Below are 17,051 nucleotides of genomic sequence, written 5' to 3'. Positions count from 1 at the left end.
CCGGTTTTCACCCTCTGACGGTCTTTCTCCGGGGCGCCATCGTCATGGCCATCACGCCGATGATGACGCAGACGAGACCGATGCCGGCCGTCTGGGTCAAGGGTTCCCCGAGGAAGACGACGCCAATGGCGACACCGATCGGGACACGCAAATAGGCCTGCGCGGTGGTGCCGATCGAGCCGAGGGTCTGGATCAGCCGGAAATAGATCGAAAAGGCGAGTGCGGTCGACAGTATGGAGAGCGCCAGGAGCGCCAGGATCGATGCCGTGGAGGGTGCGAGCGTCCATGGCCGATCCACGACAAGGCTGACCGGGATGAGAATGACGGCGCCGCAGAGCAGGGAACCGACGGCGGGCATCATCGGATCGAGGCCTTTGAAATTGCGGCCGAACAGGGCAGCACCTGCGTAGCAGATCGACGCCGCCACGACGGCGAGCTGCGCCGGCAATTGATGGCCGAAGCCGTTTAAGGCGTCGAAGCCGATAATGAAGCAGATGCCCGCCAATCCCACTGCAATACCAAACAGCTTGCGTGCGGTGACGCGCTCGTTACGCAGCAATATGGCAGCCAGCAGGAAGGTGAAGATCGGCGTGGTGGAGTTCAGGATAGTCGCCAGGCCGGCATCAACCGTGCGTTCGGCCCAGGCGATCAACGTAAAGGGTATGACGCTGTTGAGGCAGGCCTGAATGAGGAAACGACGCCATATCTCCGGCTCCTTGGGAAGGCTCAGCCCTCGCCAGCGGATTATCGCAAACAGTACGCCGCCGGCAACAAGCGTGCGCGCGGCAATGAGAGTGATCGGAGGGATTGTCGCTACGCCGATCCGGATGAACGTGTATGAGGCGCCCCAGAGGGTCGCGAGCATCAAAAGGAGCAGAAGCTCCGTCGTGGTGTTGGTTTTGGTCTGTGGCATGACGGCTGAACTTTCGGGATCAATACTGGGATATATGCCGTCATCCCTAGCGTGTATTCGGCTCGCGATGCTTCGGGCGTCATCGAACTATTGCGCTCAATCCCGCAGCCGCAGTTCGTCGGTCTGCATCTGCATCGATCCCAGCGTTTCGAGGAAACTCATGCCGAGCAGGCTCTGGTCGAGCTTGCCTTCCTCGGCGACGGTCGCCCGGACGTCGCGACGTACGATCGGGCCGATGGCGACGGAGCCTAGCTCGACGGGGGCGGCTCTTGCCCGGCCGTTCGCGGTGATCATGGTCAAGGAATAGGTGAGGTTTTCCGGGATGATGCCGACGCGCTCGGCGTCCTCTCGCGATAGCGCGATGGAACTGGCGCCGGTGTCGACGAGCATGTCGATCGGCTGGCCGTTGATCATCACTTGTGCCTGAAAATGGCCATTCGAGAGCTTGTGAAGAATGACCTCCTGGCCGCCCTCGCTGGTGGTGACGACCACGGCATGTCCGGGCACCAGCCCGGCGAACAGCCGGCTGCCGACTTCCTGGGCGTCGCGCCGGTAAACATAGGCCGTCGCCAGCGCCATGATAATCACCAGCCAGATCAGCAGATTGCGCAGCGACTGGCTGACGGTTTGGCGGCTCGCCCAGATGCCGGCGGCCATCATCAGCGTAAGGGGCATTAGATAGACGATACGGGCAAAATCGTCATTGGGCATGCCGAACGTCATGCCGCTATTATTGTTGAAGAGCAGCAGTGCGAGACCGATGCCGATAATAGCGAGGGCGATGTTCAGACGATTCATACAGCGCTACGCTCCCGCGCCAGCCGGTTGCGGCGGGTTTCGCGGCGCGGCTTGCGCTCGACGGTTGCCAGGCGCTCCGGCAGAACTTGCATAATGTCCCGGCGTTCGTCGTCGCTATAGGTCATCCATCCGCCGATTTCTTCGCGCGTTCGTCCGCAGCCGAAGCAATAGCCGGTGTTGATATCGATGGAGCAGACAAGGATGCAGGGTGTTAGCATAAGGTCATATATCGATGCTTCAGACGCACATGGCAAGAGTACAGAAAGCGGCGATCTCGCAAATTTGCTGTGCAGCACCGATGGTGTCTCCGGTGTGACCGGAAAGCCGTTGACGTACACGCCGGGTGAAGAGAAATGCCGCTAAGGCGGTGACAAGAAGGCAGATGACAAATGCTGGAAGCCTGAGGCTCGGCCAGAGCAGAAACGCCGCGAGCACCAGCGCGGTGATCAAGGCGATCTGCATGGGGCCGTAGTCCGGTTTGCCCGCCGAGGCGGCGACCCCGTCCGGCTTGGCCGCCGGCAGCGCATACCAGTGCCAGACCATGGCGCCACGGCTCAAGACGGCGGCGGCCGGGATGGTGAGCGCCGCGTCAAGGGGAGCGAGGCCGCGACCGATAGCGGCAAGTGCGGCGGCGCGCAGACCGAAGGAAAGGATCAGCGCCACCGCGCCATAGGTGCCGATGCGACTATCCTTCATGATGGCAAGCGCCCGGTCGCTATCCTTGCCGCCACCCAGGCCGTCGGCTGTATCGCTAAGGCCGTCTTCATGCAGCGCGCCGGTCGTTACCGTGTGGACGGCGAGCGCCAGGAGTGCTGCCATCAGCGGATCGGCGTCGAAGGCCAGCAGCACGCCGAAGGTGATTGCGGCGGGCAGGGCGATCAGCAGGCCGGCGAGGGGAAAGGCACGCGAGACGCGGGTAAGCTTGCCGTCATCGCCCTCGAAGAAGGACGCGGGCACGGGAATGCGGCTCAAGAAGGCCGTGGCGCGGGCGATGTCGTCGGTATATTCCCGAATATTCATTCTCTCCCCGTTACTTCCGCGACAGCGTCGGGCGCTTTTTGCAGTTGTTCGCGCCCGTGCCGAAGACTAATAGAGTCGCACGCAAAAAACCTGATTTGAGACCAAAAGACAAGGAACGGCATTCATGAGCGTTACCGGCCTGCCATTCGACGATTTCCGCACGCTGCTGCGCGACCTTCCTGGCCCGGATCCCCGAGCGCTGGTTGCGGCGCGCGAGCGCGACGCGCAGCTCACAAAGCCGCCAGGCGCCCTCGGTCGCCTGGAGGAGATTGCCTTCTGGCTCGCGGCCTGGACCGGCCGTCCACCCGCCGTCACCCGCCCGCTTGTCGCGATCTTTGCCGGCAATCACGGCGTCACCAAACAGGGCATCACGCCGTTTCCGCCTTCGGTAACGCAGCAGATGGTGGAGAATTTCGCCGCCGGCGGCGCGGCGATCAACCAGATCTGTGTCACCTATGATCTCGGCCTGAAGGTATTCGATCTGGCGCTCGACTACCCGACCGGGGATATCACCGAGGAGCCGGCACTTTCCGAGCGCGATTGCGCCGCGACCATGGCCTTTGGCATGGAAGCGATCGCTGGTGGCACGGACCTGCTCTGCATCGGCGAAATGGGCATCGGCAACACCACGATCGCCGCCGCCATCAACTACGCGCTCTACGGTGGTACGGCAGCGGAATGGGTTGGCCCCGGAACCGGTTCGGAAGGCGAAATGCTGAAGCGCAAGATTGCCGCTGTCGAAAAGGCTGTGGCGCTGCATCGCGAGCATCTCTCCGATCCGCTGGAAGTGCTGCGTCGCCTCGGTGGCCGCGAGATTGCCGCCATGGCCGGCGCCATTCTCGCCGCCCGCATGGAGCGCATTCCTGTTATCATCGACGGCTATGTGGCGACCGCAGCAGCCTCGATCCTCAAGGCCGCCAATCCGTCCGCTCTCGATCACTGCCTGATCGGCCACGTCTCAGCGGAGCCGGGACACCTGAAAGCCATCGACAAGCTCGGCAAGACACCACTTCTGGCGCTTGGCATGCGGCTCGGCGAGGGTACGGGCGCGGCGCTGGCCGCCGGTATCGTCAAGGCCGCTGCCGCCTGCCATTCCGGCATGGCGACCTTCGAGAGCGCTGGCGTTACCAACAAGCACTGATGAGCAAAACGGCGAGGCGCGACGATTGTGCGCCTCGCCTCCAAAATTCCGTCCGAGTTTTGATTTATGTCATAAAGCCGTAACAAATTCTGGGGCCGACTCAGTGGTCGGCTTGCCTTGGCGATGACGAGACTGTATTCGCAAGGCAGCTAAATTGCAGTCAGGACTGCGCGGACAGGGCGAAGATGGCCGAGTTTTCGAAATCAGCGGTAACCAAGGAAACGGGTATCCGGCATTTTTTTGCCGCCGCCAGCTATTCCTGGGGCGGCTTTCAGCGCCTGTTGCAGGAAGCGGCGTTCCGGCAGGAACTGCTGTTCGCGGCGGTCGCACTGATCCTGTTGATCGCCGTTGGCGCCACGCTTGGCGAGATCATGATTGCCGTCGTGTTGTTTCTCGGCGTTTTCGCGGTCGAAGCGATGAATACCGCGGTTGAAGAAGTGATCGACCGGATCTCACCCGAGATTTCCAATGTTGGCAAGCATGCGAAGGATCTGGGATCCTTTGCCGTTTTCTGCATGCTCGTCGCGTCCGGCCTCTATCTGCTGTATACCATCGGCTACCACCTGTTTTTCCGCTAGTCGTCTGCGGTTCGAGCGTCAGGCAAAGCTTTTCTTGCGGCGTTCGACCGACGGCGCATCCTCGACGGCCGGCAGGCTTTGCAGCACGCGCTTGGCCGGCAGGATGGCGATGACCTCCGTGCCTTCACGCAGCCGGGATTTCAGCATGAACTGACCGTCGTGCTTGGCAAGGATCGCCTGGACGATCGGCAGGCCGAGCCCCGTTCCCTGTTCCGCGCTCTTGATGGCGATCGAACCCTGACCGAAGGCGGACAGAACCACCGGTATCTCCTCCTCGGGAATGCCGGGGCCATTGTCCCTGATCGCCACATATTGCCCGCCGCCGGAGGTCCAGCCGACCTTGACGGTGATCTCGCCGCCTTGGGGCGTGAACTTCACGGCATTGGACAGGAGATTGAGGATCACCTGCCGGATGGATTTCTCGTCGGCCCAGACGGAGGGAAGCTGAAGTTCGAACTGTGGTGCGATGGAGATATTCTTGCCGCGCGCGCGCAACTGCACCATGCCGATGCAATCCTCCGCGACATCCAGCAGCGAGATCGCTTCTTCGTTCAGCTCATATTTGCCGGCTTCGATGCGCGAGAGGTCGAGAATCTCGTTGATCAGATTGAGCAGGTGCTGCCCGGAGCGATGGATATCGGTGGTGTATTCGCGATAGGTGGCGTTGTTCAGTGGTCCCATGACTTCAGCCGACATGACCTCGGAGAAGCCGAGGATGGCATTCAGCGGCGTTCTCAGCTCATGCGACATCGACGCCAGGAAGCGCGATTTGGCGAGGTTGGCCTCTTCGGCGCGGCGGCGCGCTTCGTCCGACATGGATTTGGCGACCTCGAGCTCGGCGATCAGGTCGTCCTTCTCCGATTGGAAGGAGAGTATCTTCAGATTGGATTGAAACATCCGCTTGGTGATGAAGGTGAAGAAGACGACGGCGACAGTGATGGCGGCGGCAAGCGTGATATCGAGCGGATCGCGGCCGAGGGTCGCTTTGACGGCAAGCGCGACGATTGCTGGGGCAAAGGCGAAAGGCACCGCGCGCGGCAGCATGAAATTCGCCATGGTGGTAACGCAGATGGCCACCAGCAGCGTCGCGCCCTTGTAGAGTACGAAGCTGTCGCCACCGCAGGCGGAGCAGCCTTGCATGGCAAAGAACGCCCAGCAGATCCCGATGAGCAACTGGCCAAGTAGCAGGATATTGCGCCATTTCTTGGCGCGTCCGGCACTCATCTCGTATTTTTTCGCCCGGCGGCCAAGCAGCATGTTGATGGCATGCACCGTCAAGGTCGGAATGGCCCAGATGAGGATCTGCGCGTCGCGGGTAAGATAAGCGCCAAGCGCCGCGGCGACGATGACGAAGATTGGCATGACCGAGGCACCCTGCAACAGGGTGTCGACATGCATCATCATCAATTCGCGGTCGAAACTCCGGCTGTGGCCGGTTTGCAGGCGCTCGCGGGTCTGCCTCACGGCCTTCGACACAGCCCGGTTACGGTGACTGCGCGATCGGTCGACGATGATTTTATCTGTCGATGTGCTGACGCCGTTACTCATGGTTGCGTTGAAACTTGGCTTGCTGGAAGCTACAGACTAACGGCCAAATCTTAAGAAGATGCTGCCTGAAATGTTTTGTTTGCCATCTTTACCAAGGGTTTATTCGTGAAGGAGGCAAAAGCGTGACGCGATCTGGCCGGCTGTTTCGTGATGGCGTAACAACATTCGCCCTGCTGGCGCTGCTCGCTTTGCTGGCGTGGAAGTTGAATAATCGCCCGGAACTTATTCAAACTGGAAGATTTTATGTCGTCGATGGCGACACGCTTGCTCAAGGCGGCGAGCGTTTTCGGCTGCGCGGCATCGATGCGCCGGAATATCGGCAGCAATGTCAGCGCAATGGTGCAGACTGGGCCTGCGGTGAAGAGGCGCGTAGAGCCCTTGATAGATTTATGAAGACGGGTGCCCCCGAATGCCGGGGTAACGAAAAGGACCGTTATGGCCGGCTGCTGGTGATCTGCAAGGCTGGGGATGTCGATATCAACGCCGCCATGGTTCGCAGCGGCATGGCCGTGTCCTACGGCGGCTATACCGCAGAAGAGGCCGTGGCGCGGCAGGCAAAGGCCGGGCTTTGGGCCGGTAATTTCGAGCGGCCGCGCGACTATCGACGCGAGGAGCAGATGCAACATGCGTCCAGTGGCGATCCGCTTGGCGGGCTGGTCGATTATCTGCGAAAGCTGGTTGGATGGGGCAATGACGATGACGGGCGATGAATTGCAGGTGCTGCGTGACGCGATTGCCGCCTGTCGTATCTGTCGCGACACCCCGGCGCGCGGGGAGGCATATAGGCTGCCGCATGAGCCGAGACCGGTCGCCGTCTTGTCAGCGACGGCGCGCATCCTGATCGCCGGGCAGGCGCCGGGGCTGCGCGTTCATGAAAGCGGCTTGCCGTTCAACGATGCCTCCGGCGATCGGCTGCGGCAATGGCTGGGCGTCGACCGCGACAGTTTCTACAATCCCGATCATTTCGCCATCGTTCCGATGGGCTTCTGTTTCCCCGGCTATGATGCCGCCGGCAGCGACTTGCCGCCGCGTAAGGAATGCGCGCCGCTCTGGCGGCAGAAAGTTCTGGATGCGATGCCGCAGGTCGAGCTCGTCCTCGCCATTGGACAGTATGCCCAGGCTTGGCACCTAGGTGCGGCGCGAATGGCGTCGATGACGGAAACCGTTTCGGAATGGCGGCGTTATCTTCTGACCAACCGGTCGCCGGCCGTTCTGCCGCTACCCCATCCAAGCTGGCGCAATAGCGGCTGGCTGAAGCGCAATCCCTGGTTCGAGGCGGAGTTGCTGCCGGTGTTACAAGAACGTGTGAGAATCCTCGTTTCTTGAAACAAGTTTCTTTTCTTTCGTCAAAAACACGCTATAGAGAGAATATAATTCGAAAGGATAGCCGAAATGGACCGTCTTGACCGCAAAATCCTGCGCCTGCTGCAGGAAGATTCCACTCTGGCCGTGGCCGATCTTGCCAAGAAGGTCGGGCTGTCGACGACACCATGCTGGCGCCGCATTCAGAAGATGGAAGAGGATGGCGTCATTCGCCGCCGCGTAGCGCTGCTCGATCCGGAAAAGGTCAACACCAAAGTTACCGTTTTCGTGTCGATCCGCACCAACAGTCACTCGATCGAATGGCTGAAGCGCTTTTCCGAAGTGATCGCCGATTTCCCGGAAGTGGTCGAATTCTACCGCATGAGCGGCGATGTCGACTATCTGCTGCGCGTCGTCGTTCCCGATATCGCTGCCTATGATGCTTTCTACAAGCGCATGATCGCCAAGATCGAAATCCGTGACGTCTCCTCGGCCTTCGCTATGGAGCGGATCAAGTATTCGACGGAACTGCCGCTGGACTACATGCTGCTGGATACCGCGAAGTCGCAGGAGGACTAAGCGCCACATTTGCAATGGCGCTTAGTAAAGAGCGGCGGGCTAAATTACTTCCTGTCCAGCCGCGCCAGGAGCGACGAGGTGTCCCAGCGATTGCCGCCCATGGCCTGGACATCGCCGTAGAATTGGTCGACCAGGGCGGTCAGCGGAAGCTTGGCCTCGTTGCGGCGGGCTTCCGCCAATACGATGCCGAGATCCTTGCGCATCCAGTCGACGGCGAAACCGAAGTCGTATTTTTCGGCGTTCATGGTCTTGTGGCGGTTTTCCATCTGCCACGAGCCAGCCGCACCCTTGGAGATGACATCCACGACTTTTTCGATGTCGAGGCCGGCCTGTTTGCCGAAATGGATGCCTTCCGCGAGGCCCTGGACGATGCCGGCTATGCAGATCTGGTTGATCATCTTGGTGAGCTGACCAGCGCCGACGGAGCCCATCAGGCCGACCATGCGGGCATAGGCGTCGATGACGGGTTTTGCCTTTTCGAATACAGTCTCATCGCCACCGCACATGACGGTCAGCACGCCATTCTCCGCGCCAGCCTGGCCGCCTGAGACGGGGGCATCGATGAATTCAACACCTTTTTCCTTGGCCGCAGCATGGAGTTCGCGGGCAACTTCGGCGCTTGCCGTCGTGTTGTCGATCAGGATCGCGCCCGCCTTCATGCCCGAGAGCACGCCGTCCTTGCCGATCGTCACCGAGCGCAGGTCGTCGTCGTTTCCGACGCAGGTAAAGACGAAATCGGCGCCTTCGGCCGCAGCGGCGGGAGTAGGGGCAAATTTGCCGTCAAATTGCTTGGCCCAGGCTTCCGCCTTGGCGATGGTGCGGTTGTAGACGGTGACGTCGTGGCCACCCTTGGTCTTCAGATGCCCTGCCATGGGATAGCCCATGACGCCCATGCCGATGAAAGCGACCTTTGCCATTCGCGAAACTCCCTTACGAATTTTGACTGAAGGCTTAGCGGAAAGGTGAGGGGGACGGAAGACCGATTTGTCGGCGAACTTGTCTCGGTGTCATAGGTCTTGGAAGATAATTCCGCATATTGGTTGTTTGCCGAAATCGAATTTCGATACATTCGTAGAAATTCACAATATCAGATGTCGATATAATCCATGGATTTGCAATCCTTAGGGCATCAATAGCAATGCCGGTGGCAACGGGATGCGTCCCGATCCGGTGGGGAAAGGACTTTTCATGATCTCGCGCAGACAGACACTCAGCCTTCTCGCCGCCACGGCCGCCGCCTTGGCGCTGCCTTCCATACGGTCGGCGCGCGCGGCCGCTGCAACCACCCTTCGTATAGGCTGGCAGAAGAACGGTGTACTTGCGCTGGCCAAGCGCAAGGGTTCGCTGGAAAAGCTTCTCGCCGGTCGCGGCATCTCTGTTGAATGGTCCGAATTCACCTCCGGTCCGCCGCTTCTCGAAGCGTTGGGTGCCGGCGCGCTCGATTTCGGCGCGACGGGCGATGTGCCTCCGCTTTTCGCGCAGGCCGCTAACGGAAATCTGCTTTATGTGGGGCAATACTCTGGAAGCCCGGAGGGCTCGGCCATTCTGGTGCGCAAGGATTCGCCAATCCAGACGCTAGCGGACCTCAAGGGCAAGAAATTGGCCTTCAAGCGCGGGTCCAGCGCCCATAACGTTGCCGTAAAGGCGCTTACCAAGGGTGGCCTGACGGTGAACGACGTCCAGGCGCTCGATCTCGCGCCGCCGGATGCTTCCGCAGCCTTCAAGACCGGCGCGATCGATGCCTGGTCAATCTGGGATCCCTATCTCGCCATCGCCGAGGCCGATCCGGATACCCGCATCCTGGCAACGGCGCGTGGCCTGCTCGATTCCTACAGCTATTTCCTGGGAAATGCCGATTTCACCAAAGACAATGGCCAGGTTATCGTGGATGTGCTCGGTGAACTCGCCAAGGTTGGTACCGCGGCGCAGACCAATCTTGACGATACCGTTGCGGCGCTTTCAGAGATCACCGGCGTGCCGGCCAATATTACGCGGGTGGCGCTGACGCGCCCTGATTTCAATCTTGGCGCCGTCTCGACCATCACCGACGCAGCCATCGCCTACCAGCAGGGATTGGCGGACTCGTTCTACGACCTCGGGATCGTTCCGAAGAAACTTGCTATCACCGATATCGTCTGGCGGCCGAAAGCAAGCTGAGCGACGAACACTCACTCCTCATGACCGATATAGCCCCGCTCGCAACATGACGGGTGCGGGCCGTCTCGTGGAAAAATATTCCGCGAGACGGCCAGTAATAGAAAATCTGCATTGTCGATATAATCGGTAGTCTATGCCACTATCCCTTGGAAGCCCCAAGGGACATGCTCCCGATGATACGCGCCTAGAAGACAGGAAAACACCATGACCGCGACTGCCAAACCCATCGACTTCCTGTGGTTCATTCCGACCTCCGGCGACGGCACCTATCTTGGGTCGGCCGATCTCAACCGCGGGCCGGAAATCGGCTATCTCACGCAGATCGCTCAAGCTGTCGACAGGCTCGGCTTTTCCGGCGTGCTGCTGCCGACTGGCGTCTCCTGCGAGGAGTCCTTCATCACCGCCGCTGCTCTGTCGGCGCACACACAGAAGCTGAAGTTCCTGGTGGCTATTCGCCCCGGTACGGCATCGCCGGCCTATTACGCCCGTCTTGCCTCGACGCTTGATCGCGTTTCGAACGGTCGTGTGCTTCTTAACATCGTGGTTGGCGGCAGCCCGGCTGAACTGGCGGGCGACGGCATTCATCTCGAGCATGACGAGCGCTATGCCCATGCCGACGAGTTCTTCACCGTTTGGGAAGAGCTTATGGAGAAGGGCTCTTCGACATTCGAAGGCAAGTATATTACGGCGACCAACGCAAGGCTTGGCCTGCCGCCGGTGCAGTCGCCTCGTCCGCCGCTTTATTTCGGTGGTTCGTCGGATGCCGGCATCGATTTCTCGGTTGGTCGCGTCGACAAGTATCTGACCTGGGGCGAGCCGCCGGCACAGGTGGCCGAGAAGGTCGAGAAGGTCCGCGCCGCCGCCGCCAAGAAGGGTCGCGAAGTCAGCTTCGGCATCCGCCTGCATTTCATCGTCCGCGAGACGGACGAAGAGGCATGGGCCGCAGCCGACCGGCTGATCTCCAAGCTCGATGACAAGACGATCAGCGAGGCGCAGGAACAGTTCGTCAACCAGTCCGACTCCGTCGGCCAGAAGCGCATGGCAGCTCTTCACGGCGGTCGCCGCGACAAGCTTGAAGTTTCGCCGAACCTCTGGGCAGGCGTTGGCCTCGTCCGTGCCGGTGCCGGCACGGCGCTTGTCGGGTCGCCACAAACTGTTGCCGCAAGGCTCCGCGAATATCAGGATATCGGCATTGAGACAGTGATCGGTTCTGGCTATCCGCATCTAGAAGAAGCCTATCGCGTCGCGGAACTGCTGTTCCCGGAACTCGGGCTCTCCCGCGACGAGCAGCGAGCCGGTTTCCGCAACGAATTCGGTGCAAAGCAGATTTTCGCCGGCGGTAGCCATGGCGGTAATCTGAAAGTCGTTTCCGGATCTTAACGCGAACAATTCAGGGAGATTCTCATGTCGGCATTCGACACGTCCTTCGTTCGCGTCGCTGCGCAAAGCCGGGTCCGCCCGGCCAAGCCGACGCGGACCGCCATCTCCCTGGAGCGGTTCTTGCCTTTCCTGCTACCTGCCGTGATTATTGCGGCCTGGCAGCTCGGTTCGTCGGTCGGATGGATCTCCACTCGCATCATGCCGTCGCCGGCGGATGTCGTGATTGCATTCTGGCAGACGACGATCTCCGGGCAATTGCCGCATAACATCCTTGTCAGTGCCGGCCGGGCCTTTGCTGGCTTGCTGGTCGGCGGCTCGATCGGCTTTCTGCTTGGCATCGCCAACGGCGTGTCGCGGCTGTCGGAGAAGCTGACCGATACCACGCTGCAGATGCTGCGTACCATTCCGCATCTGGCCATGGTGCCGCTGGTCATCCTCTGGTTCGGGATCGGCGAAGAATCGAAACTATTCCTGACGGCGCTCGGGGTCATGTTCCCGATCTATCTCAATACCTATCACGGCGTTCGAAATGTCGATCGCGGCCTGATCGAGATGGGCCGGGTCTATGGCATGAGCAACTGGACGCTGTTCAAGAAGGTGATCTTCCCCGGCGCGCTGCCGTCGATCCTCGTCGGCCTGCGTTTCGCGCTCGGCATCATGTGGCTGACGCTGATCGTGGCGGAATCGATCGCCGCGTCCTCGGGCATCGGTTACATGGCTAACAACGCCCGCGAGTTCGGCATGACCGATGTCGTGGTGTTGACGCTGGTCATTTACGCCATACTCGGCAAGCTCGCCGATGTCGTCGCTCGGGCATTGGAGCGCAGGGCCTTGCGCTGGAACCCGGCCTATCAGAATTGAGTGAGGAAGCATCCATGACCGCTATCGCATTGGAACGCGCTCATCAGGGCTCCTCCGCGAACGCCTCGTTGCAGACAGGCGCTGCCGCCATCCACATCAAGGGGCTGGAAAAGAGCTTTGACAATAATCGCGTGCTGCGCGGCATCGATCTCGATATTCCCGCCGGCCAGTTCGTCGCCATCATTGGCAAGAGCGGCTGCGGCAAGAGCACGCTGCTGCGCATCCTGATGGGGCTAGATGAGCCGACGGCGGGCCATCTGCGTTTCGAGACTGCTGACGCGGATGGCGCAGCGCCGAATGCCCGTATCGTCTTTCAGGAACCGCGATTGCTGCCCTGGCTCTCCGTTGCCGACAATGTCGCCGTTGGGCTTGGCGAGGGCTTGCAGCAACAGGTGGTACGAGCCGAAACTGCAGCGGTTCTTTCCGAAGTACAGCTGGCGGAAAAAGCCAGAGAATGGCCGTCGCGGCTTTCCGGTGGTCAGAGGCAGCGCGTGGCGCTTGCCCGCGCACTGGTCAGCAAACCTGGCGTCCTGGCGCTGGACGAGCCGCTTGGTGCATTGGACGCGCTCACCCGCATCAGCATGCAGGAACTGCTGAACCGCGTCTGGCGCGAGCTCGGCTTCACCGCCGTGCTCGTGACGCATGACGTCAGTGAGGCCGTGCATCTGGCCGATCGCGTCGTCGTGCTGGATGAGGGACGGATCGTGCTCGATATCGCGGTTCCCCATCCGCATCCTCGCCGCCATGGCAATCCGGCGCTGGCCGAACTCGAAGGCCAGTTGCTGGCCGCCATCCTCGGTGATGCCAGGCCAAGCTAATTCGGCCTTCGACATAGAGCCGCAGGCGGATCGAATGCTCAAGCATTTGGGCGTTTCGGACGGAACCGGGCGGGCAGTTTTTCGTGATAGGGATAGTATTGGAAGTAAGGCATGGCTTCTTCCAGCACGCGCGCGAAGGAAGGACGCTCGAGCAGGCGCTGATAATAGCGCTTCAGCCGGGCGTGTTGTTTGCCAAAGGGCACCAGTGTCTCGGCGTAGAATAGTGCGGGAGCGGCGGCGCAATCCGCCATGGTGAAGGCGTCACCGACAATCCATAGCTTTTCGCCCAATTGCTGCTCGATCATGCCATATGCGGTGTTCAGCAATGCCTGTGCCTCGGCCACGGTCAGGGGATCGCGTTCATCTTCCGGGCGCCGCTTGTCGGCGACGATCTTCTGCATTGGTTCCTGAACATAGTGATCAAAGAAGCGGTCCCAGAGGCGAACACAGAGCGCGTCGGTTGGATCGGGCGGCAATAGCCGCGTCGGGCCGGGGTAATGCTGGTCGAGATATTCGATGATGACACTGGTCTCGGGAACCGTGCTGTCGAGCGTCTCGTCGCGCAGGACGGGAAATTTGCCGATCGGCCAGAGCCGCAGCAATGAGGCACGCGATTCCTCGTTGCCGAGATCGATGATCCGGCTTTCGAACGGCGTTCCATTCTCATAGAGCGCGATCAGCACCTTATGACAAAAGGAGGCGAGGGGATGCTGATAGAGGATGAGCGACATGCGGCAACCTTTCCTGCATCGAGGTCTTGCGACTATTACCCGGCCGAATGGCGAGGTAATGGCTCACTTGTCCTAGCGAAGGAATAATTATCCGATTGGATCGCTATTCCAACCCCCATGGTGGATCAGCTCATTCCGCGACGAGGCGCGCGATGATCAGATGGCCCGGTGTCGGCTGGCCGTCTTGCATGCGGACATTGATGTCGGTGATCTCGATCAGCTCGAAGCCGGTCGCCTTGAGACGTTCCTGCACGTAGCTTTCGGCGTGGGCGAAGCGCTGATGCGGGCCGACCATATAGGGCCGGCCGGCAAGCGCACTCTCCGACAGGGTCTCGGAGGAGAAGATGAAGAGGCCGCCTGGCGTCATGTTTTCAGCGGCGCCGAAGAACAGCGGCTCCAGTGCGCCGAGATAGGGCAGGACGTCGGTGGCGGTGATCAGGTCGAAAGGTTCCTCGTCATTGTCGTCGAGGAAGTCCTCGACCTCGGCGACGAACAGCGTCTCGTAGAGGTCTTTCTCATGAGCGACTTCGACCATGTTTTCGGAAATGTCGATGCCGGTGATATCCTCGACGATGTCGCGCAGCGTGCCGCCGGTCAGGCCTGTACCGCAGCCGAGATCGAGCATGCGCTTGAACGGGCCGAGGCTGAGCGCCTGCAGCCGCTGGCGGACGAGAACCGGAACGTGATAACCGAGCTGTTCGACAAGTACATCTTCGAAGACTTCGGCATGCTGATCGAACAGGGTTTCGACATAGGCGTCCGGCGCCTTCACCGGCGTTTCGCCGTGGCCCATCGAGGCGATGCGCACTGCCGCGCCGCCATGGTCGTCAGGATCGATCGCCAGCACTTGCTGGTAGGCCCTGACGGCAGCATCGATGTCGCCGGCCTTTTCCAGCGCGAGCGCGCGATTATAGGCTTCCGCCAGCGCGTCTTCGTCGATCTTCTTCTTAGCCATGGGACACCAGCCTTTCCGTTTGTCAGGCAGGCATTAAGGCGCTTCCTTGGCTTTTGCAAATAGTTTGGGGCTTTTGCAAATGGTTTGGCAGCCCGCGCTAGTGCAGGATGAACTCTCCCTTCAGCGCCCGCCACTCCGTCGCCGAGATCAGCTTGCGGTGGACATAGCGCACCGAATGCAGCGGTCCGTCCAGTTTCTCCTGCCAGAACTTCAGGAAGCCGTGCATCTCGGGAAAGTTCGGGGCGAGATCATAGTCCTGCCAGATATAGGTCTGCAGAAATTGAGGGTGATCGGGCAGGCGATAGAGGATCTGCGCCGTGGTCAACCCGTAGCCTTGCAACTGCTTTTGCATTTCGTCATGCATGAGGTCTCTCTTTCTGTTCCCATTGTCTTGCGAGACTCGCGGGTACGGAGAAATGGAAACGCCTCATGATAGGCCTGAGTGTTATAAAAGTGTTGTAAAAAAGAATTTTCTTCACAAAAAAACAATATGATAGCAGCCTTGTACGGCGAGTGCTGCCAAGGAAGCAGGCGGCGCAACCAGACGCCGTCCGCTCTACGGGATCATCGCTTCAAGTGGCGCGTCAGATAGGTTTCCATTCGGGCCCAGCCGTTGCGCATGACTTCGACGATCGAAAGATAGAAAATCGCCGCCCAGAGATAGGCCTGATAATCGTAGGTCTGCGAGAAGGCATAGCGCGTCTCGCCCATCAGGTCATAGACGGTAATGATCGAGACGGTCGCCGAACTCTTGATCAGCAGGATGATCTCGTTGCCATAAGGACGCAGCGCCACGATCAAGGCTTGCGGCATGATGACCTTGTAAAAGGTCACAAGCTTGTGGAGGCCGAGCGATGCGGCGGCCTCGCTCTGGCCGCGATGGACGCTCTGAATGGCGCCGCGCACGATTTCCGCCTGATAGGCCGCCGTGTTCAGTGTGATGGCAAACAGACCGCAGTTGAAGGGATCGCGGAAGAACCACCAGAGACCAATATAGTCGAGGAAGCCGCGCGCCTGCGGAAAACCGTAGTAGACGATGAAAATCTGCGCCAGCAACGGCGTTCCGCGGAAGAGATAGACATAGCCATAGGTCAGGCTGTTCAGGATCTTGTTCTTCGACATTCTGGCAAGTGCGAGCGGAATCGAGAGTATCGCGCCGAGAATGAAGGAATATCCAACCAGTGTCACCGTGATCCACAGACCATGCAGGAAACGCGGGCCGAACTTGAAGAACTTTGCGTTATCCCAGTTGGTGATCATCATCGTGATCAACGCGATGCCGAGCAGCGCCCAGATGAACAGGAAAAAGTAGCCGACAATACGGGATTTGGAGACGCGCTTCATCGTCTCCGGTGGTGCCGGCTGTGCCGGGATCAGGGCTTCAGCATAGCTCATCGGCGAAACTCCGCACGCTTGGCCCAGCGGTCAAGATAGGACAATCCGGCCGAGGAGATGATGGCGAGGACGAGATAGAGGGAGCAGGCAATCGCATAGAAGAAGAAAGGCTCCTTCGTCGAGCGCACGGCAAGGCCTGTCTGGCGGACGATATCGGCGAGCCCGATAATGGAAACATAGGACGTGTCCTTCAAGAGGTTCATCCAGAGGTTTCCGAGATTGGGAAGAGAAATGCGGATCAGTTGCGGCAGGATGATCAGACGCATCGTGCGGACGCGATGAAAGCCAAGGGCGTCGCCCGCCTCATACTGCCCCTTGGGGATAGCCCTGAAGGCCGACAGCAGCACTTCCGAGCAATAGGCCGAAAAGACGATCGAAAGTGCGATCATACCGGCAACGAAGGCATTGATCTCGACCGGTCCGTCGTAGCCGACATATGCGAGGGCTGTTTGCAGCAGGATCTGCATGCCGTAGTAGATGATGAAGAGGGTCAGAAGCTCCGGCAGGCCGCGGAAGATGGTGGTGAACACACCGGCGGCGAGCCGCAGCGACCGTTCCTCGGATTGCTGCGCCAGCGCGACCAGGAAGCCGGCGATCAGGCCGAGAGGCAATGTCAGGACGGCCACCGTTATCGTGACCCTGAGGCCACCAGCGATCTCGTCGCCCCAACCGGTATCGCCGCAAGCGATCACGGTGTTCTGGCCGAACAGGGTGAATAGTCCGACCGGGCCGCACAGCGGATCGAAAATATTACTCAGCCAAGCCCATAGAGAACCCAGCGCGGAAAACAATCCGCCCATACTCAACTTCCCCTCACGGCTTTTGCCGCGTTTCTCTTATTTATGTAGGAGTTGTCAAATAAAAACGGCGGAAGA

At 60.0% G+C, this 17,051-nt stretch carries 20 protein-coding genes; 9 read left to right on the top strand and 11 right to left on the bottom strand.

Translation table 11 applies throughout. The annotated features are described in order from the left end of the window. Nucleotides 1-7 precede the first annotated feature (7 nt). From HB780_RS16960 to HB780_RS16945, 4 genes are all read right to left on the bottom strand, one after another. Entirely contained in the window at nucleotides 8-913 is a 906-nt protein-coding gene (locus HB780_RS16960; RefSeq protein ID WP_183693968.1) for a DMT family transporter, read from the bottom strand. Nucleotides 914-1,009: 96 nt separating this feature from the next. Continuing rightward, on the bottom strand, nucleotides 1,010-1,711 hold the full coding sequence (locus HB780_RS16955; protein WP_183693964.1) for a TIGR02281 family clan AA aspartic protease: 702 nt from the start codon (nucleotides 1,709-1,711) through the stop codon (nucleotides 1,010-1,012). Continuing rightward, nucleotides 1,708-1,929, bottom strand: coding sequence for a DUF1289 domain-containing protein (locus tag HB780_RS16950; RefSeq protein WP_183693961.1), 222 nt, complete (start codon nucleotides 1,927-1,929; stop codon nucleotides 1,708-1,710). Before HB780_RS16950 ends, HB780_RS16955 begins: the two co-directional genes overlap by 4 nt. Before the next feature lie 19 nt (nucleotides 1,930-1,948). Further along, entirely contained in the window at nucleotides 1,949-2,731 is a 783-nt protein-coding gene (locus HB780_RS16945; protein WP_183693958.1) for an adenosylcobinamide-GDP ribazoletransferase, read from the bottom strand. A 124-nt stretch (nucleotides 2,732-2,855) separates the two neighbouring features. On the opposite strand from HB780_RS16945, the gene cobT reads away from it, so the two are divergent. Both cobT and HB780_RS16935 read left to right on the top strand, forming a co-directional pair. Beyond that, nucleotides 2,856-3,872, top strand: coding sequence for a nicotinate-nucleotide--dimethylbenzimidazole phosphoribosyltransferase (cobT, locus tag HB780_RS16940; protein WP_183693955.1), 1,017 nt, complete (start codon nucleotides 2,856-2,858; stop codon nucleotides 3,870-3,872). Between the two features lie 185 nt (nucleotides 3,873-4,057). Then, nucleotides 4,058-4,450, top strand: a complete 393-nt coding sequence (locus tag HB780_RS16935) for a diacylglycerol kinase (protein WP_183693952.1) — start codon at nucleotides 4,058-4,060, stop codon at nucleotides 4,448-4,450. An 18-nt stretch (nucleotides 4,451-4,468) separates the two neighbouring features. Here the strand turns inward: HB780_RS16935 and HB780_RS16930 are convergent, their stop codons facing one another. Beyond that, on the bottom strand, nucleotides 4,469-5,998 hold the full coding sequence (locus tag HB780_RS16930; protein WP_183693949.1) for a sensor histidine kinase: 1,530 nt from the start codon (nucleotides 5,996-5,998) through the stop codon (nucleotides 4,469-4,471). Between the two features lie 122 nt (nucleotides 5,999-6,120). On the opposite strand from HB780_RS16930, the gene HB780_RS16925 reads away from it, so the two are divergent. The 3 genes from HB780_RS16925 (at nucleotide 6,121) to HB780_RS16915 (ending at nucleotide 7,879) form a co-directional block, all read left to right on the top strand. Next, nucleotides 6,121-6,708: a thermonuclease family protein gene (locus HB780_RS16925; protein WP_183693946.1), complete on the top strand. Its 588-nt coding sequence runs from the start codon at nucleotides 6,121-6,123 to the stop codon at nucleotides 6,706-6,708. Continuing rightward, entirely contained in the window at nucleotides 6,695-7,324 is a 630-nt protein-coding gene (locus tag HB780_RS16920; protein WP_183697188.1) for a uracil-DNA glycosylase family protein, read from the top strand. The genes HB780_RS16925 and HB780_RS16920 overlap by 14 nt, the downstream gene beginning before the upstream one ends. A gap of 66 nt (nucleotides 7,325-7,390) precedes the next feature. Further along, nucleotides 7,391-7,879, top strand: coding sequence for an Lrp/AsnC family transcriptional regulator (locus HB780_RS16915; RefSeq protein WP_007696539.1), 489 nt, complete (start codon nucleotides 7,391-7,393; stop codon nucleotides 7,877-7,879). A gap of 44 nt (nucleotides 7,880-7,923) precedes the next feature. Here the strand turns inward: HB780_RS16915 and HB780_RS16910 are convergent, their stop codons facing one another. Beyond that, nucleotides 7,924-8,796: an NAD(P)-dependent oxidoreductase gene (locus HB780_RS16910; protein ID WP_183693943.1), complete on the bottom strand. Its 873-nt coding sequence runs from the start codon at nucleotides 8,794-8,796 to the stop codon at nucleotides 7,924-7,926. 271 nt (nucleotides 8,797-9,067) lie between these two features. On the opposite strand from HB780_RS16910, the gene HB780_RS16905 reads away from it, so the two are divergent. The 4 genes from HB780_RS16905 to HB780_RS16890 all read left to right on the top strand — a co-directional run bounded on the left by HB780_RS16905 (nucleotide 9,068) and on the right by HB780_RS16890 (nucleotide 13,095). After that, the gene (locus HB780_RS16905; RefSeq protein ID WP_183693940.1) at nucleotides 9,068-10,036 is read left to right on the top strand and encodes an aliphatic sulfonate ABC transporter substrate-binding protein; all 969 of its coding nucleotides are present in this window, start codon (nucleotides 9,068-9,070) and stop codon (nucleotides 10,034-10,036) included. 204 nt (nucleotides 10,037-10,240) lie between these two features. Then, nucleotides 10,241-11,416, top strand: coding sequence for an FMNH2-dependent alkanesulfonate monooxygenase (gene ssuD, locus HB780_RS16900; RefSeq protein ID WP_183693938.1), 1,176 nt, complete (start codon nucleotides 10,241-10,243; stop codon nucleotides 11,414-11,416). Between the two features lie 24 nt (nucleotides 11,417-11,440). Beyond that, complete coding sequence (gene ssuC / locus HB780_RS16895; protein ID WP_183693935.1) at nucleotides 11,441-12,277, top strand: aliphatic sulfonate ABC transporter permease SsuC; 837 nt, start codon at nucleotides 11,441-11,443, stop codon at nucleotides 12,275-12,277. A 14-nt stretch (nucleotides 12,278-12,291) separates the two neighbouring features. Next, the gene (locus HB780_RS16890; protein ID WP_183693932.1) at nucleotides 12,292-13,095 is read left to right on the top strand and encodes an ABC transporter ATP-binding protein; all 804 of its coding nucleotides are present in this window, start codon (nucleotides 12,292-12,294) and stop codon (nucleotides 13,093-13,095) included. Nucleotides 13,096-13,133: 38 nt separating this feature from the next. On the opposite strand, the gene HB780_RS16885 is transcribed toward HB780_RS16890, so the two are convergent. The 5 genes from HB780_RS16885 to HB780_RS16865 all read right to left on the bottom strand — a co-directional run bounded on the left by HB780_RS16885 (nucleotide 13,134) and on the right by HB780_RS16865 (nucleotide 16,976). Continuing rightward, nucleotides 13,134-13,826, bottom strand: a complete 693-nt coding sequence (locus tag HB780_RS16885; RefSeq protein WP_183693929.1) for a glutathione S-transferase family protein — start codon at nucleotides 13,824-13,826, stop codon at nucleotides 13,134-13,136. A gap of 130 nt (nucleotides 13,827-13,956) precedes the next feature. After that, complete coding sequence (locus HB780_RS16880; RefSeq protein WP_183693926.1) at nucleotides 13,957-14,781, bottom strand: class I SAM-dependent methyltransferase; 825 nt, start codon at nucleotides 14,779-14,781, stop codon at nucleotides 13,957-13,959. Nucleotides 14,782-14,878: 97 nt separating this feature from the next. Next, nucleotides 14,879-15,145 (bottom strand): usg protein, encoded by a 267-nt coding sequence (locus HB780_RS16875; RefSeq protein WP_183693923.1) that lies wholly within the window; start codon nucleotides 15,143-15,145, stop codon nucleotides 14,879-14,881. Between the two features lie 200 nt (nucleotides 15,146-15,345). Beyond that, nucleotides 15,346-16,176, bottom strand: coding sequence for an ABC transporter permease (locus tag HB780_RS16870; RefSeq protein WP_183693920.1), 831 nt, complete (start codon nucleotides 16,174-16,176; stop codon nucleotides 15,346-15,348). Further along, entirely contained in the window at nucleotides 16,173-16,976 is an 804-nt protein-coding gene (locus tag HB780_RS16865; RefSeq protein ID WP_183693917.1) for an ABC transporter permease, read from the bottom strand. The genes HB780_RS16870 and HB780_RS16865 overlap by 4 nt, the downstream gene beginning before the upstream one ends. Nucleotides 16,977-17,051: the final 75 nt, after the last annotated feature.

The sequence above is a fragment of the Rhizobium lusitanum genome (assembly GCF_014189535.1).
GTDB lineage: Bacteria > Pseudomonadota > Alphaproteobacteria > Rhizobiales > Rhizobiaceae > Rhizobium > Rhizobium lusitanum_C.
This window is presented reverse-complemented; position numbering and strand designations above follow the sequence as displayed.